This is a genomic window from Enterobacter sp. MGH85 (assembly GCF_001037655.1).
Taxonomy (GTDB): Bacteria; Pseudomonadota; Gammaproteobacteria; order Enterobacterales; family Enterobacteriaceae; genus Enterobacter; species Enterobacter intestinihominis.
The window spans coordinates 643,146-659,232 of record NZ_KQ089925.1; the positions used below are offsets into that span (position 1 = coordinate 643,146).

At 56.0% G+C, this 16,087-nt stretch carries 16 protein-coding genes; 9 read left to right on the forward strand and 7 right to left on the reverse strand.

What is annotated here, in order from left to right:
• Window positions 1-25: 25 nt before the first annotated feature.
• A complete protein-coding gene (locus SK51_RS02950; protein ID WP_023299065.1) occupies window positions 26-1,228 on the reverse strand; it encodes an L-lactate MFS transporter in 1,203 nt (400 codons plus the stop codon).
• A 236-nt stretch (window positions 1,229-1,464) separates the two neighbouring features.
• The gene (locus tag SK51_RS02955) at window positions 1,465-2,007 is read right to left on the reverse strand and encodes a lipase (protein WP_023299064.1); all 543 of its coding nucleotides are present in this window, start codon (window positions 2,005-2,007) and stop codon (window positions 1,465-1,467) included.
• Between the two features lie 160 nt (window positions 2,008-2,167).
• Between SK51_RS02955 and tag the strand changes: the two genes are divergently transcribed.
• A complete protein-coding gene (gene tag / locus SK51_RS02960; protein WP_022646691.1) occupies window positions 2,168-2,749 on the forward strand; it encodes a DNA-3-methyladenine glycosylase I in 582 nt (193 codons plus the stop codon).
• A complete protein-coding gene (locus SK51_RS02965; RefSeq protein WP_022646690.1) occupies window positions 2,727-3,167 on the forward strand; it encodes an N-acetyltransferase in 441 nt (146 codons plus the stop codon). The genes tag and SK51_RS02965 overlap by 23 nt, the downstream gene beginning before the upstream one ends.
• Here the strand turns inward: SK51_RS02965 and SK51_RS02970 are convergent.
• Complete coding sequence (locus tag SK51_RS02970; protein WP_047352895.1) at window positions 3,136-5,505, reverse strand: molybdopterin guanine dinucleotide-containing S/N-oxide reductase; 2,370 nt, start codon at window positions 5,503-5,505, stop codon at window positions 3,136-3,138. The genes SK51_RS02965 and SK51_RS02970 overlap by 32 nt on opposite strands.
• Before the next feature lie 122 nt (window positions 5,506-5,627).
• Here SK51_RS02970 and SK51_RS02975 point away from each other — a divergent pair, with 122 nt between their 5' ends.
• The 6 genes from SK51_RS02975 (at window position 5,628) to ghrB (ending at window position 11,657) form a co-directional block, all read left to right on the forward strand.
• On the forward strand, window positions 5,628-6,290 hold the full coding sequence (locus tag SK51_RS02975; protein ID WP_022646688.1) for an OmpA family lipoprotein: 663 nt from the start codon (window positions 5,628-5,630) through the stop codon (window positions 6,288-6,290).
• A 157-nt stretch (window positions 6,291-6,447) separates the two neighbouring features.
• Window positions 6,448-7,464, forward strand: a complete 1,017-nt coding sequence (locus SK51_RS02980) for a LacI family DNA-binding transcriptional regulator (protein ID WP_023305241.1) — start codon at window positions 6,448-6,450, stop codon at window positions 7,462-7,464.
• Window positions 7,465-7,566: 102 nt separating this feature from the next.
• Entirely contained in the window at window positions 7,567-8,316 is a 750-nt protein-coding gene (locus SK51_RS02985; RefSeq protein WP_023305240.1) for a sugar phosphate isomerase/epimerase family protein, read from the forward strand.
• A gap of 3 nt (window positions 8,317-8,319) precedes the next feature.
• A complete protein-coding gene (locus SK51_RS02990; protein ID WP_023305239.1) occupies window positions 8,320-9,258 on the forward strand; it encodes a sugar kinase in 939 nt (312 codons plus the stop codon).
• Window positions 9,259-9,375: 117 nt separating this feature from the next.
• Window positions 9,376-10,656, forward strand: coding sequence for an MFS transporter (locus SK51_RS02995; RefSeq protein ID WP_001089079.1), 1,281 nt, complete (start codon window positions 9,376-9,378; stop codon window positions 10,654-10,656).
• Between the two features lie 26 nt (window positions 10,657-10,682).
• Window positions 10,683-11,657 carry a glyoxylate/hydroxypyruvate reductase GhrB gene (gene ghrB, locus SK51_RS03000; protein WP_022646684.1) on the forward strand — a complete coding sequence of 325 codons (975 nt, stop codon included), beginning with the start codon at window positions 10,683-10,685 and terminating at the stop codon, window positions 11,655-11,657.
• Window positions 11,658-11,715: 58 nt separating this feature from the next.
• Here ghrB and cspE read toward each other — a convergent pair whose 3' ends face one another.
• Both cspE and SK51_RS03010 read right to left on the reverse strand, forming a co-directional pair.
• Entirely contained in the window at window positions 11,716-11,928 is a 213-nt protein-coding gene (gene cspE, locus SK51_RS03005; RefSeq protein WP_003860775.1) for a transcription antiterminator/RNA stability regulator CspE, read from the reverse strand.
• Between the two features lie 243 nt (window positions 11,929-12,171).
• The gene (locus SK51_RS03010; protein WP_023299059.1) at window positions 12,172-12,882 is read right to left on the reverse strand and encodes a DUF3053 domain-containing protein; all 711 of its coding nucleotides are present in this window, start codon (window positions 12,880-12,882) and stop codon (window positions 12,172-12,174) included.
• A gap of 330 nt (window positions 12,883-13,212) precedes the next feature.
• Between SK51_RS03010 and SK51_RS03020 the strand changes: the two genes are divergently transcribed.
• On the forward strand, window positions 13,213-13,500 hold the full coding sequence (locus SK51_RS03020; RefSeq protein WP_003860776.1) for an HTH-type transcriptional regulator: 288 nt from the start codon (window positions 13,213-13,215) through the stop codon (window positions 13,498-13,500).
• A 38-nt stretch (window positions 13,501-13,538) separates the two neighbouring features.
• Here SK51_RS03020 and SK51_RS03025 read toward each other — a convergent pair whose 3' ends face one another.
• Window positions 13,539-15,158: an ABC-F family ATP-binding cassette domain-containing protein gene (locus tag SK51_RS03025; RefSeq protein ID WP_023305238.1), complete on the reverse strand. Its 1,620-nt coding sequence runs from the start codon at window positions 15,156-15,158 to the stop codon at window positions 13,539-13,541.
• A 217-nt stretch (window positions 15,159-15,375) separates the two neighbouring features.
• Entirely contained in the window at window positions 15,376-16,077 is a 702-nt protein-coding gene (gene fre / locus SK51_RS03030) for an NAD(P)H-flavin reductase (RefSeq protein WP_003860778.1), read from the reverse strand.
• Between the last annotated feature and the right edge of the window lie 10 nt (window positions 16,078-16,087).

The following is a 16,087-nucleotide window of genomic DNA, read 5'->3' on the forward strand; positions in this document are numbered from 1 at the left end:
GGCCCTGCGGCCTCTTTTCATCGCATCATACATGCGCTTCTTTATACAGTTCGCGCTGCGGCTGACGGATCGTGGTGGACAGCGCCAGCGAAATAATCAGCAAAGCGAATATCACGCAGAAGGTCACGTAGAAGCCGCCAAACAGCGAGGCAATCAGTGAACCGCAAATACTGCCGATACCGAAGCCGAGATAAATGACGCCGTAGTTTTTCGCCAGGTTGTTCAGGCCGAAGAACTCGCTCACCAGTGACGGGAAGACGGTAATAGTGCCGCCAAAGTTAAAGGCTACGCAGGCAATTGCTGCAAAGAATGTCGCCTCGTTCAGCGGAGCGAACAGCAGTGCTGCCATACCCACCAGGGAGATGACCTGCCCCAGCGTAATCACACGGATACGGGCGATTTTGTCAGACAGGATACCCAGTACCAGACGACCCGAGAGGTTAGCGATGGAGATGACCGTTACCGCGTTCGCCGCCGTCGCCGCGTCCAGTTTTACCATCCCCTGCGCGATATCTTTCGCCACACCGATGACATACAGACCGCTCATGCAGGCCGTCAGGAACATCACCGCCAGCATCCAGTACTGCGGCTTACGCATGGACTGAGCGAGGGTGAAATCGTTCTCCACCACGCCGTTAACGGTTTTCACTTCCTGCTGCGGCGCATCTTTCATCAGCGTGGCGCCGAAGAGGATCATTACCAGCACAATCACGCCCCAGATCATAAAGGTTTTCTCAAGCCCAACCGAGGCCAGCAGATGGGAGTCAATGAATTTGAACCCCAGGCTGCCCAGGCCATATGAACCAATGGCAAACGCGGAGATAAGCCCTTTACGCTCCGGGAACCACTTCACGCAGTTAGACAGCGTCAGCAGATAACCTGCGCCGTCCGCCAGACCCACCAGCACCCCGGCGCTTAACCACAGCATCATCAGGTTGTTTGAATGTGCCGTCAGGAAGAAGCCCACGCCCAGCAGGATCCCGGAGGCCATGGTTACGCGCTTCACGCCGAAGCGCTCCTGAAGTTTGCCCGCCACGGAAGAGGAAATCGCTAATCCAAGGCTCAGCAAGCCGAAGGAGAATGCCACTTGGCTTATCGGTGCGCCGAGCTTATCGGACAGGGCGCTGTTAAACAGGCTCCAGGTATAGACCGAGCCCAGTGCGAACTGGGTAACGATGGTGCCGAAAAGCGTCAGCCAACGCGTGCGGTTATAAGTTGATGTGTTCATGGCAGTGTCCTGCAAGAGAAATTAAGGAAGTTCGCTGAGGACACGATAAACAAAACCCCAAAACGCCAGGGGTAAAACGGCATGAAATGCAGGAGATACGGAATGAAATGCCTGGAAGCGGGAATGAATGACCTTGCCGGAAAAGAAAACGCTTAAAGGTGAGTGACCACTATCACCACAGCCCGCGCCGTTATTGTATTAAATATGTTACCGCAGCGTTTAAAAAAGTAACAACCCTAAAATTTGGCGCTTAAGCCCAGGGTGTACAAATATTCTTCCTCCGACTGCTGGTTGTAGCTGATCTTCGCCCAGGGATGTAAATCACCATACTGCGTATCAACGCGCCACCCCAACGAGTTCACGCTGGCATGCCAGAGGGGATCGGTAAGCGGCTGCGTGGTAGTTACCTCACCAAATGCATTCACCGTTGCAGGGGGAGCGCCATCAGTGCGCCACGCCATGACGGGGCCGGTGGTAAAATGTCCCGCCACGGGAAAATTCCAGCCAACGCTCAGAACGGTTTCCGCATCTGAACCGGATGGGTCGTTCAGGGCAAAGCCCGCAGCATTCTGCGAATGGTTGATACGCTCCGCGAGAATATCTTCATAACGAGGTTGGTGATCGGCGTCCCATGTATAGCGTTCCGTCGTATTACTTTGTGCATCTGAAACGATATATTCCTGTTGCCACGCAAAAGCGGTGTTACATATAAGCAGGCAGGCTGAGACACCCACCAGGCCAGAAGCAGCATGGCGACCACTGATTTTTTTTAACATCATCAAAGCGACTCCAGAAAGAGCCGAGTTCGGCGATATATGTCATTGTTCGAAGAGGTATTAGGGCGTATAGCCCTGTATTAACTATTGTCTCTTTAGCAAACACGTCAAGCCGGGCAGATTGAAATTTTTGCGTTTACCGTATCAGGAAGGGAGATGACCTATGCAACGTTGCGGCTGGGTAAGCCAGGATCAGCTTTATATCGATTATCACGACAAGGAATGGGGCGTGCCGGAAACCGACGGTAAAAAACTGTTTGAAATGATTTGCCTTGAAGGCCAGCAGGCCGGGCTGTCGTGGATCACCGTTCTGAAAAAGCGTGAGAACTATCGCAAGGCCTTCCACCATTTCGATCCGGTTGCGGTGGCCGCCATGACCGACGAAGACGTGGAAAGGCTGGTTCTGGATACCGGTATCATCCGCCATCGCGGTAAAATTCAGGCCATTATTGGTAACGCGCGTGCTTATCTGGCGATGGAGCAAAACGGCGAACCCTTCTCAGCTTTTGTCTGGTCGTTTGTGGATAACGAGCCGAAGGTGACGCAGGCCGCCACGCTTGCAGAGATCCCAACGTCGACCCCCGCCTCAGATGCCCTGTCAAAAGCACTGAAAAAACGCGGCTTTAAGTTTGTGGGCACCACCATCTGTTACTCCTTTATGCAGGCCTGCGGGCTGGTCAATGACCATATTAAGGGCTGCTTCTGCCACCCGGAGGGCCACCATGATCCGCAAATGGCAAAGTGAGGATACCGCTCCGCTTTTGAGTCTGTGGCTGGAGAGCACCACCGAGGCGCATCCGTTTATCGACGCAAGTTACTGGCAAGCGAATGAAGCGGTAGTGCGGGATGATTACCTTCCCGCCGCCGAGACCTGGGTCTGGGAGGAAAACGGTACCCTGTGCGGTTTTATCAGCGTCATGCAGTTCCAGTTCGTGGGGGCGTTGTTTGTCGCCCCGGCGTTCATCGGAAGGGGGATCGGGCGTGCGCTGCTGAACTATGTTCAGCAGCACTACCCGTATTTAACCCTGGAGGTGTATCAGAAAAACGTGCGGGCGGTGAATTTCTATCATGCTCAGGGTTTTCGCATCGAAGACAGCGCCTGGCAGGATGATACCCAACACCCGACGTGGATCATGAGCTGGCAGGCGGATCAAATGCCGTAAGGTGAAGCGCCGGCCCCTCATATTTCTCCACCCATGCCAGCGCCGTATTCCCCGCACAGCCGTTCCCCAGCTTCGAGCTGGGGAGATCTTTGGTCAGCACGTTTACGGCGCCGTTCTTACAAATACCGCCCTCGTCCAGCGCCAGATCCGGCCATGCTCCCTGATGAATGCAGAACACGCCAGGGCGGATCCCGTCACTCACCACGGCGCCAGCCAGCACCTGCCCGCGTGCGTTCCAGACGCGAACGAGATCGCCGTCGTTAATCCCCCGCGCCTTTGCATCGTCGCTATTCAGCGCGATCGGCTCACGACCCGCCACCGCATACTGCTCGCGCAGAGCCGAATAGTTGAGCTGGCTGTGCAGACGATGGGCAGGATGGGCAGACAGCAGCTGAAGCTGCCCCGGCTGCGCATTGCCATGCCATTCGTCCGGCTCCAGCCACGCCGGGTGCGGCGGGCAGTCCGCGTAGCCAAAGCTGGCGATGCGCTCGCTGTGGATCACAATCTTCCCGCTTTCGGTTTTTAACGGGTGATTCTCCGGATCGCGACGGAAGTCAGCAAAGCGCACAAACCGCGCGTTCTGCTCGCTTTCCGGCATTTCGAAGAGTTGATTCGCCTCCCAGAACTCAGCAAATGGCGGCAGCGTCACGCCCTGCGCAGCCCCGCGCTGGCAGGCAATCTGGTAAAACGTTTCCAGCCATTGCAGATCCGTTTTGCCCTCGGTGAAACGCTCCCGTCCGCCCGCTTCCCATAATTCACTCAGGTCAGCAAAGACGTCATAATCATCCCGCGCTTCATCCCGGGGAGCCACGACGCGCTTCATCGGTACCATATGCTGGTTGCTGTAATCCCCCGTCATGGTGAGATCGTTACGCTCGAACGAGGTCGTGGCGGGCAAAACGATATCGGCATGTTTCGCTGACGCGGTCCAGAAGCACTCCGAGATCACCACCAGCTCCGGTTTCTGCCAGGCGCGGATCAGGCGGTTGGTATCCTGGTGATGGGTGAAGTTGGCCCCACCCGCCCACCAGACAAACTTAATATCCGGGAAATGGCGATCCTGACCGTTGTGCTGATAAAACCCGCCGGGGTTCTCCAGAGCTTCAACAATGCGTGCCACCGGAATTTTATCCACAGCGTCTACGCCACCCTGCACCGAGCCCTGCATGGACGCCAGCACCGCCGCTTTACGCGTCGGGTTGCCGCCGTTGGCAAAGTGATAGGAAAGGCCAAAACCGCCGCCGGCTGTGCCAATCTGCCCAAGCATCGCGGCGAGCGTCACCAGCATCCAGTGCTTCTGCTCGCCAAACTGCTGGCGCTGCATCCCCCATCCGGACATGAGCATCGTGACATTGCTATGGAATAACGCTGCCAGTTCGCGGATTTTAGCGGCATCAACGCCGCAAATCGCCGCAGCCCACTCTGCGGTTTTGGCGATACCGTCGGTTTTGCCCGTCAGATAGTCGGCAAATTTATCGAACCCCGTTGTGCAGCGCGTCAGAAATTCCGTATCGTGCCAGCCGTTCTCCACCAGGGTGTGGGCGATACCCAGCATCATCGCCACGTCGGTGCCCATATGCGGCGCGATCCAGTCGGCGCTGTCGCCGAAGAAATCAAGCGTTTCAGAACGCATCGGATCGATACAGATGATGCGCTTGCCGCTTTTGCGCAGCGCATCGAAGTAGGAAACGCCCTGCTCGTCGGACGCATTCCAGGCAATTTTAAGGGTATTGAGCGGGTTGGCGCTCCACAGCACCACCACCTCTGTATGCTCCAGCACCAGCGGCCAGCTGGTCTGCTGCTGATAAACCTCATTTCCGCCCACGACATACGGCATGATCGCCTGCGCCGCGCCGGTCGAGTAATCACCCAGATGGCCGGTATATCCTCCGGCCAGGCTCATATAGCGTTGCAGCAGGGTTGCGGCCTTATGCAGCACGCCGTTTGAGCGCCAGCCATAGGAGCCGGCAAAAATGGACGACGGGCCATAGCTGTCGCGGATGCGTTTATGCTGCGTATGGATCAGCGCCAGGGCATCGTCCCAGCTCACGCGCACGAACTCATCCTGCCCGCGAATACCTTGCGGTTTATCCGGTGACGCCAGAAAGCCTTTACGCACCATCGGCCAGCGTACGCGGGTTTTGCTATGTACCTGATCGCGAACGACGGTCTGTAAAGAGTTGAGATGGCGCGAAGGCAAAGCCCCGCGAGACGACAGCACGGTGTCGCCATCGGTTTCGACCAGCATCGGCCCCCAGTGGGCGGCGGTCAGAATGGTTTTTGTTGAGGTGCTCAAAGCGTGCGCTCCTGGTTGCGTGCAGGTATGACGGCCTTTCATTGAGGCAGTTTATCGTTTGTGACAAATTTCAGAGTTATACACTGAATTTTCTCCGTATTCGGACGTCATAATCCACTGCCACGTCCGTCGTGGCAAAGAATAAAAAGGATTAAGGAAATAAGATGAAAAAACGCGTACTCGTTATTGCCGCTCTGGTGAGCGGTGCACTGGCTGTTTCAGGCTGCACAACCAACCCTTACACCGGCGAACGCGAAGCGGGTAAATCCGGCATTGGCGCGGGTATTGGTTCCCTGGTGGGCGCTGGCGTTGGCGCACTCTCCTCCTCCAAGAAAGATCGCGGTAAAGGTGCGCTGATTGGCGCAGCGGCAGGCGCAGCCCTGGGCGGCGGCGTGGGTTATTACATGGATGTGCAGGAAGCAAAACTCCGTGACAAAATGAAAGGTACAGGCGTGAGCGTGACGCGCAGCGGTGACAACATCATCCTGAACATGCCAAACAACGTGACCTTTGACAGCAGCAGCGCGACGCTGAAACCCGCAGGCGCGAACACCCTGACCGGCGTGGCCGCGGTGCTGAAAGAGTACAACAAAACTGCCGTGAACGTGATTGGCTACACCGACAGTACCGGCAGCCAGGATCTGAACATGCGTCTGTCGCAGCAGCGTGCCGATTCCGTGGCCAGCTCGCTGATCACCCAGGGCGTAGAAGCGAACCGCATCCGCACCAGCGGCATGGGTCCGGCTAACCCGATCGCCAGCAACAGCACGGCGGAAGGCAAAGCGCAGAACCGCCGCGTTGAGATTACGTTGAGCCCTGTGCAGTAGGTAAAAGCAAAACGGCAACCCTGTTGCCGTTTTAGTGTTTGCGCCCTCTCCCGTGGGAGAGGGTTGGGGTGAGGGCATCAGACCGCCACCCGGCAAATTGCTTGATTCGTCAGATTTTCCCGCTAAGGTATTCTCACTAATTTCAGGGAAATCAGCGATGAGCAAACCAACCCGGGCCACCATCAGCGACGTGGCGAAAGCCGCTAAAACCGGTAAAACCAGCATTTCACGCTACCTCAACGGCGAGAAACACCTGCTTTCCGATGCGCTGCTGGCGCGAATTGAACAGGCCATTGCCGATCTCGACTACCGTCCCAGCCTGATGGCGCGCGGCCTCAAGCGGGGTCGTACCCGTCTGATTGGCCTCATCATCGCCGATATCACCAACCCTTACTCCGTTAACGTCCTCAGCGGCATTGAGGCGGCGTGCCGTGAGAAAGGCTTTACCCCGCTGGTCTGTAACACCAATAACGAAGTTGATCAGGAGTTGCACTACCTCGATCTGCTGCGCAGCTATCAGGTGGAAGGGATCGTGGTCAATGCCGTCGGGATGCGCGAAGAGGGACTGAATCGCCTGCAACAATCGTCGCTGCCGATGGTGCTTATTGACCGCAAAATCCCGGAATTTGCCTGCGATGTGGTCGGGCTGGATAACACCCAGGCGGCCACCACTGCCACCGAACATCTGATTGAACAGGGTTTCGAAGCCATTTTGTTCCTGAGCGAACCGCTGGGTATGGTTAACACCCGCCGCGACCGCCTGGCTGCATTTCGTGCCACGCTGGCGCGTTATCCCGGTGTGATCGCCGAAAATGCCGAAATCTCCCTCCATGAAGCCGGTCAGCTGGATAATACCCTGCGCCAGTTCCATACCCGCCATCGGGGTATGCGCAAAGCGGTGATCTCCGCGAACGGGGCGCTGACGCTTCAGGTTGCCCGCTCGCTTAAACGCATTGGCCTGCACTGGGGCAGCGACATCGGCTTACTCGGCTTTGATGAACTGGAGTGGGCTGAACTTGCTGGCGTAGGCATTACCACCCTCAAACAACCCACCTGGCAGATCGGCTATGCCGCGGTTGAACAAGTGGTTCGCCGCATTGAAGGCACCCGCGACGCCGTACGCGAGCAGGTTTTTTCTGGCGAGCTGATCGTTCGCGGCTCTACTGCCCGTTAATTTCCCCTTCGTGACAGCGATCATAAATTCAGCATCCCGATCTTTTCTTTGGAACCGGTTCCATCTAGCGTAATACTATCGATTACGCCCTGGAGTCAGGAAATGAGCAGGAAAATTATGGTGGTCACCGCCGCGTATGGCGCGGATCAGGTGCGACAAGCAGGCGGTCAACGGGCGATGCTTCCCGTTATTGCCGGCGCAGGGGCTGATGGCGTTGAAATCCGCCGCGAGCTCTTCAGCAGCGACGAGTTAATGGCCCTGCCTGCGCTCGGCGAGTCCATTGAACTGCTGGGTTTACTGGCGTGCTACTCCGCCCCGGCCCCCCTGTTTATGCCCGATGGAACCCTCAACCCGGATCTTCCGCGCTACCTTAGCGAAGCCAGCACCCTGAACGCCCTGTGGCTTAAAGTCTCGCTGGGCCATTTCAGCGACAAACAACCGCTTGAAGCCCTGCGCGTACTGCTGGATGAAAGCGGCATGACGCTGGTGGTGGAAAACGACCAGACCGACTGCGGTCAGCTCGCTCCGATGCAGCGCTTCAAAGCCGCCTGCCGGGTAATGGCGCTGCCGGTCACGCTGACGTTCGATATGGGCAACTGGCTGTGGGTTGGCGACTCCCCGGAAGAGGCTGCACGTCAGTTGGCTCCCGCCGTGAGCTACATTCATGTGAAGGCCGCGGTCCCGCATAAGGCGCAATTCCGCGCCGTCGCGCCGGATCAGACCGATTCTCGCTGGCGGGATCTGCTTAATCAACTCCCTGCCGATGCGCCACGCGGTATCGAATTTCCGCTGGAAGGGACGGATCTCACCGCCGTCACCCGCCATTACGTCAACCTGCTGCGCGAGGAGTAAACCATGCACAAGACGCTGGATGTCATCACCATCGGCGAGGCCATGGCGATGTTTGTCGCCACCGAAACAGGCGAGCTGAGCGCAGTGGAGCACTTTATCAAACGCGTTGCAGGTGCTGAGCTGAATGTTGCTACCGGCCTTGCGCGGCTGGGGCTGAATGTTGGCTGGGTAAGCCGCGTGGGAAATGACAGCTTTGGCCATTTCGTACTCGACTCGCTGAAAAAAGAGGGCATTGATGCCGCAGGCGTAACTCTCGACGGACGCTTCCCGACGGGCTTTCAGCTGAAATCTAAAGTTGAAAATGGAACCGATCCCATCGTGGAGTATTTCCGTAAAGGCTCAGCGGCAAGCCATCTCTCCGTGGATGATTATCACGCCGCGTATTTCTCCTCTGCGCGCCACCTGCACCTGAGCGGCGTGGCGGCGGCACTCTCGGCCAGTTCGTACGATTTACTCGATCATGCCGCTTCGGCAATGAAAGCGCAGGGCAAAACGATCTCCTTTGATCCGAACCTGCGTCCGGTGCTGTGGAAAAGCGAAGCGGAGATGGTTGAGAAACTCAACCGACTGGCGTTTCAGGCGGACTGGGTACTGCCGGGGGTAAAAGAGGGAATGATCCTCACTGGCGAGAGCACGCCGGAAGGCATTGCTGATTTTTACCTCAACAAAGGAGTAAAAGCCGTGGTGCTGAAAACCGGTGCTGACGGTGCATGGTTCAAAACTGCCGACGGCGAGCAAGGCGCCGTCGCTGCGGTAAAAGTCGATAACGTGGTCGATACCGTGGGTGCGGGCGATGGGTTTGCCGTCGGGATCATCAGCGCCCTGCTGGAGGGCAAACCGCTGTCGCAGGCCGTGGCGCGAGGCAACAAAATTGGTTCGCTGGCGATTCAGGTGCAGGGCGACAGCGAAGGATTACCAACACGAGCAGAGCTCGGAGTCTGAATTCCCTCTCCCTGTGGGAGAGGGCCAGGGTGAGGGCAGCAATCCGCACCAGATAATTAAGCCACCGTGTACCCTACAGACAACGGCGGCAACAACCTCAACAACAGAGGCAAGCCTATGAACAGTTCGACCAATGCAGTAAAACGCTGGTGGTACATCATGCCAATCGTGTTTATCACGTACAGCCTGGCGTACCTGGATCGTGCCAACTTCAGTTTTGCATCCGCCGCCGGGATCAACGAAGACCTCGGGATCACCAAAGGGGTTTCCTCCCTGCTGGGCGCCCTCTTCTTCCTGGGTTATTTCTTCTTCCAGATCCCCGGCGCGATTTACGCTGAACGCCGCAGCGTGCGAAAGCTCATTTTCATCTGCCTGATCTTATGGGGTGCATGTGCATCGCTGACTGGCGTGGTGAATAATATTCCTGCTCTGGCGGCTATTCGCTTTATTCTCGGCGTGGTTGAGGCGGCCGTCATGCCAGCAATGCTGATTTACATCAGCAACTGGTTCACAAAATCTGAGCGTTCACGTGCCAATACGTTCCTGATACTCGGTAACCCGGTCACCGTGCTGTGGATGTCGGTGGTTTCCGGCTATCTGATCCAGTCCTTCGGCTGGCGCGAGATGTTCATCATCGAAGGGGTTCCCGCGATTATCTGGGCCTTCTGCTGGTGGGTGCTGGTGAAAGATAAGCCAGCCCAGGCAAAATGGCTTTCTGAAGACGAAAAAGCCGCACTCCAGGCGCAGCTGGATAAAGAGCAGCAGGGGCTGAAAGCGGTGCGTAACTACGGCGAAGCCTTCCGCTCCCGGAACGTTATTCTGCTATGCGCACAGTATTTTACCTGGAGTATTGGCGTGTACGGCTTTGTTCTGTGGCTGCCGTCGATTATCCGCAGCGGCGGTGAAAACCTTGGCATGGTGGAAGTGGGCTGGCTGTCATCAGTGCCTTACCTGGCTGCAACCATCGCGATGATTATCGTCTCCTGGGCATCGGACAAGCTGCAAAACCGTAAGCTGTTCGTCTGGCCACTCCTGCTGATCGCTGCTTTTGCCTTCATTGGTTCCTGGGCCGTAGGCGCGAACCACTTCTGGGCCTCGTATACGCTGCTGGTGATTGCGGGTGCGGCCATGTATGCCCCGTATGGTCCGTTCTTTGCCATCATCCCGGAAATGCTGCCGCGTAACGTCGCAGGGGGCGCGATGGCGCTGATCAACAGTATGGGTGCGCTGGGTTCGTTCTTTGGCTCGTGGTTTGTGGGCTATCTGAACGGCGCCACCGGCAGCCCTTCAGCTTCTTACATCTTTATGGGGGTGGCGCTTTTTGCCTCGGTATGGCTTACTCTGATCGTTAAGCCTGCTAATAATCAACAGCTACCCGTCGGCGCACGCCACGCCTGAATCCTTTTAAATCAACGGAGATTAGCATGAAGCCGTCCGTCATTTTGTACAAAGCACTGCCTGAAGATCTGCAAAAACGCCTGGAGGAACACTTTACCGTTACCCGGGTAAAGAACCTCAGCCCGCAAACCGTGGCACAGCACGCCGACGCGTTTGCCTGCGCCGAGGGCCTGCTGGGTTCAAGCGAAAAGGTGGATGCAGCGCTGCTGGAGAAAATGCCGAAGCTTCGTGCAACCTCAACCGTTTCTGTGGGCTACGACAATTTCGACGTGGATGCGCTTAACGCGCGCAACATCCTGCTGATGCACACGCCACATGCTCTGACGGAAACCGTCGCCGACACGCTGATGGCGCTGGTGCTCAGCACTGCTCGTCGCGTGGTGGAGGTGGCTGAGCGCGTGAAAGCGGGCGAATGGACGAAAAGCATTGGCCCGGACTGGTTCGGCGTGGACGTACATGGCAAAACGCTGGGGATTGTTGGGATGGGCCGTATCGGTCTGGCGCTGGCACAGCGCGCCCATTTCGGCTTCAACATGCCCATTCTGTATAATGCACGCCGTCATCACGCTGAAGCTGAAGAACGTTTCAACGCCCGTTACTGCGAGCTTGATACGTTGTTGCAGGAAGCCGACTTTGTCTGCCTGATCCTGCCGCTGACGGATGAAACGCGTCATCTCATCGGCAGGGCGGCGTTTGAAAAGATGAAGAAATCGGCCATTTTCATCAACGCAGGTCGCGGCCCGGTGGTCGATGAGAAGGCGCTGATTGAGGCACTGCAAAACGGTGAGATCCACGCCGCCGGTCTGGACGTGTTTGAACAGGAGCCACTGCCGGTGGATTCTCCGCTACTGAACATGCCAAACGTCGTCGCCCTGCCCCACATCGGCTCTGCAACTCATGAAACACGCTACAACATGGCGGCGACCGCCGTGGATAACCTGATTGCCGCGCTCGGCGGTAAAGTGGATAAGAACTGCGTTAACCCGCAGATACAACAGTAGAAACGAAAAAACCCGCCAGAAGGCGGGTTTTTGAATTTTGTGCTACTGGGTTGGAAGCTTACAGGCTTACAACGTTACCAGCTGCTGGGCCTTTAGCGCCGCTTTCGATGGTGAAGGAAACTTTCTGACCTTCATCCAGAGATTTGTAGCCATCGTTCTGGATAGCAGAGAAGTGTACGAACACGTCTTTAGAGCCATCGTCAGGAGTGATGAAGCCGAAACCTTTATCAGCGTTGAACCATTTTACCAGACCAGTCATTTTAGCAGACATAGAAATTACCTTATTAACAAATATATTGTGCCTTCCGGCTTGATGGATTGCGTTACAGATTTTTAAGCGATGAAGGAAGGGTCACTACGAAGGGTATCTATGGATAACAATCTGGACTGCTTTACTAAACTGCTTTAGGTCTGTGTAACAAACCGACGAAGATAGTTATACCGATATGGTAGAAGAATGACAAGCGTTATTTTCATCATGCATAAAAAAACCCCGCCGAAGCGGGGGTTTTTCTTATTCCGTTGCAGCGACCGCTGCGCTCCAGGCCTGGCTAAAGGCCTGATGCTGGGACGCCAGCGGCCCAATCAGCGTATTGTACTGACTCGCCTGCTGGGAGGTCGGGAACTGGATACCGTTAGAGACGAAGCTCACCTGCGTACCCTGCTCATTAATAAAGTCACCCACCTGAACCAGCTGCTGAGTAAAGACCTGCGCCGCCGGGATCAGTGGTTGCAAGGCGTTTGACGGCTTGGTCACGACTTTCTCATACACCTGATCATAAACCGGCTTGAGATCCTCGTCCTGCTTCAACGCGGAGCGCGACGCATCAGCCTGCATTTTGGCATTTTGCAACTGCTGGCTCAGCACCCCAAGGGCGCCGTTGGACTGGCGCAGCGGTTCGCGCTGGGTCATATAATCCTGTGGAACGCGAATGGCATTGACGCTATCCACGACCGGGCGAATGCCCGAATCCATCGCCTGGCTTACCTGCTGTGAATAGCCATACAGAATGGCGTAATCCGACACGAATGGACCAAACTGTTTTTTCTGATCCGCAGTCAGCGTTGGTAAACGCTCGCCGCTACGCATCACTGTATTCTGTAAAAAATCGATAAACGCTTTGCGCTGATCGCCTTCTTTATCGAAACACCCACTCAGGCTAACAACCATCAACAACGCCGCAATAGGCGCAAACCAGCGAGAGCAGGACTTTCCTGTCGCCATTTTATTACTCCTTTCACCCAAAAAGCGCACACCGGCACACGCGTGCCCAACGCTGACAAGGATAGTCCAGGTCAGCCTTGCAAGATAGAGTTTTCATGCAAAACGGGTATTGCCGTTTTTGTACTGACTATTTACAAAAAAATACCTGTGCATCCCTACATATGATTAATCAGGTAATTAGCATAACTATCCATATAGCTGAAACGGGTAAAGCGATCGTTATCGCACAATTAATCACAACCGTGACGATCCTGTGTTTGGTTTAGGGACTATTCTTAACATGCTCTCTGATGTTCATGATCCCGATGTGTGATTTATGAGGAGTTCTCAATGGAATTAAAAGATCCTGAGTTTGAGCTGCTGAGCAGCCTGGAACAGATTATTTTTAAAGATGTACCGCCGACGGTTACCCTGAATCAAAAGTCCAATCCTTTTAGTGAATTTGAGCGTTTACGCAAAGGGTCGGGCCTGAAAACAGATGAATTCGCAAGAGCGATGGGTGTCAGCGTAGCGATGGTGCTGGAGTGGGAGTCAAAGCGTGAAAAACCTACCCCAGCCGAGCTAAAGCTGATGCGCCTGATCCAGGCAAACCCTGACCTTCGCAAGCAGTTAGCCTGATAAAGTTTGTTTGCCCCCGCCCTTGCGGGGGCTTGTGTTTAGAGGCTTTCACATCGCCATCCCGACTCTTCCCACACCAGCTCATGCGTCAGCTTTAATCCTGCTAAAAACGCTTCATCGTGCGACACCACCAGCAGCGCGCCGGGATAATCGGCCAGGGCCGCTTCAATGGCCTGAACGGAAGCCAGATCGAGGTGGTTGGTCGGCTCATCCAGAAGCAACAGCTGCGTTGCCGCTTCACGCCACAATACGCAGGCCAGCGCGGCCTTCAGGCGCTCGCCGCCGCTTAGATCGGCCAGTGGAAGTGTCACTTTCTCCGCGCCCAGCTGAAGCTGCGCTAAACGGGTACGCAGCGCCCCCTCTTCGAGCGGTGTATTGCCCAGGCTAAGGTGTGTCATCACCGACTGCGACAGATCCAGCCGGGAAAGATGCTGATCGAGATAAGCACATCTGACGGAGACCTTACAGGTTCCCGTAACAGGGGCGGTTTCGCCCAACATCACTTTCAACAGCGTGGATTTCCCACAGCCGTTCGGCCCGCGTAGCGCCACGCGCATCGGGCCATCCATTCGCCAGTTTATCGGGGAGACAGGCACGTGCGGAAGCACCAGTTCTTCCAGCACCAGCACCTGTTTTCCTTCCGGGATTTCACTACCCGGCAGGGTAAACATCACCGCGTTATCCTCTTCAACCCGCTCGCGTGCCTGGTTAACCGCAGCGTTCAGGGCATGATTTTGATCGCTATGCTGTTTTTTCCAGGAACCAATCCGCTCTTTCGCCGCCCCTTTGTATTTGACCCGTTCAAACGAGGCGATGTTAAGGCTGTCGACCGTGCGAAGCGTTTTGGCCGAACGCCGCTGGCTGTCGTCATGCTCTTTATGCATACGGGCGCGGGTACGCTTGCGTTCGGTGGCAGCATGTTCCAGCGCGGCGCGGGCAGCCAGCTGCTCAGCATCACGCTGGGTTCGATAGTCAGCATAATTCCCGCCGTAGCTGCGCAAGCCCAACGCGCTCAGTTCAAGGATACGCGGTACCTGGGCCAGCAACTCACGGTCGTGAGAGGCCACCAGCACCCCGCCCTGATACCGGGAAAGCTGCTCGTAGAACCACACGCGGCCTTGCCTGTCGAGGTGGTTGGTCGGTTCGTCCAGCAGCAGGTAATCAGCATCCGCGGTGAATGCGCCGCACAGCAAGGCACGAATGCGCTCGCCGCCGCTCAGCTCTGCCGCGCGTTTGTTCGGCTCAAAAGCGGGAAGTTTTGCAGCGATAAAAGCCTGGCTTAGCCGTTCAGCCAGATCCCAGTAACCATCGAGCGTGTCGAGATCGTCGGGTTCATAATGACCGCCGTCGATGCGCGTGCGCGCCGCAAAGATCGCGTCGTAACCAAGCAGTCCGGCAAGAGTCGTATCCGCAGAAATATCCTGCTGCTGCGCCACATAGACGTGTGTACCAAAGCGCTCAATGTGACCGCTGGCGGGTTCATCAACCCCTGCCAGCAGACGCAGAAGGCGTGTTTTACCGCTGCCGTTGCGGCCAACCAGCGCACACACTGACGCATCCAGAGAAAGATTCAGTGGACCAAAAAGGATATCGCCCGTCGCAAACTGACAGGTGACCTGATGCAAAATAAAAGAGGGGGATTGCGCAAAATGAGCCATAAGCACTCCTGAATGAAATCAAAACATCCCCTGCCGACGCGATGCGTTGAGCAAGGATCGAAATTCATCAGTCGTGTTTGTTCATTTTTGGGGGGCGCTCCTGAGGGCGAAATTTAACGGGAACAAGAATAACGGCAATGCGCCGCCCATTTCAAGGTTAAATTTTCACCAGCGCTATTGCCCGAGCGTAAAAAACCCGCCGAAGCGGGTCTCACAATCAGATAAACGCAAACGCATCGCCAAACAGACGATCTTCCCGCGCGTCACGCTCGTTGCAGAACAGGTCGCGGGCAATTTTCGCCATTTCAAAGCGACCGGCAATGTAGATATCGTGCCCGGCCAGCGTTCCGTGATCCTGCAATACCGCAGTCAGCACCGTGCCGCTGCGCCCGCGCCAGCCCTCTTCCGGCTGCTCGACGACCGGCTCGATGCGCAGGTTTGGATGATTGACGCTCAGCGCTTCCAGCTCAGACAGATCGTAAAGGTGCTTCTCTTCACGGCCGCCCCAGTAGATGGTGATATCGCGATTTGGATTACGCGCCAGCGCCGTCAACAGAATAGAGCGGACATAGGAGAAGCCTGTACCACCGGCAATCAGGATCAGCGGACGGTCTTCGTCTTCACGCAGCCAGGCCTCGCCATGAGGAATATCGACCACGATTTCACGCTCTTTCAGGATGCGATCCATCACGGCCATCGCGTACAGGTTAAGCTCAGACGCACCAATATGCAGCTCAATAAATTCCTTCTCTGCTGGCGTTGAGGCCATAGAGAAAGGACGCTTATCACGCTCGTCCATCACGACCATCAGGTACTGACCGGCACGGAATGAGAATGCCGCTTCAGGAACCAAACGGACGCGATATACGGTGTCGGTAATAGCATCTACCGACGTCACTTTACAGCTTAAGGTTGTCATTCGCTCTCTC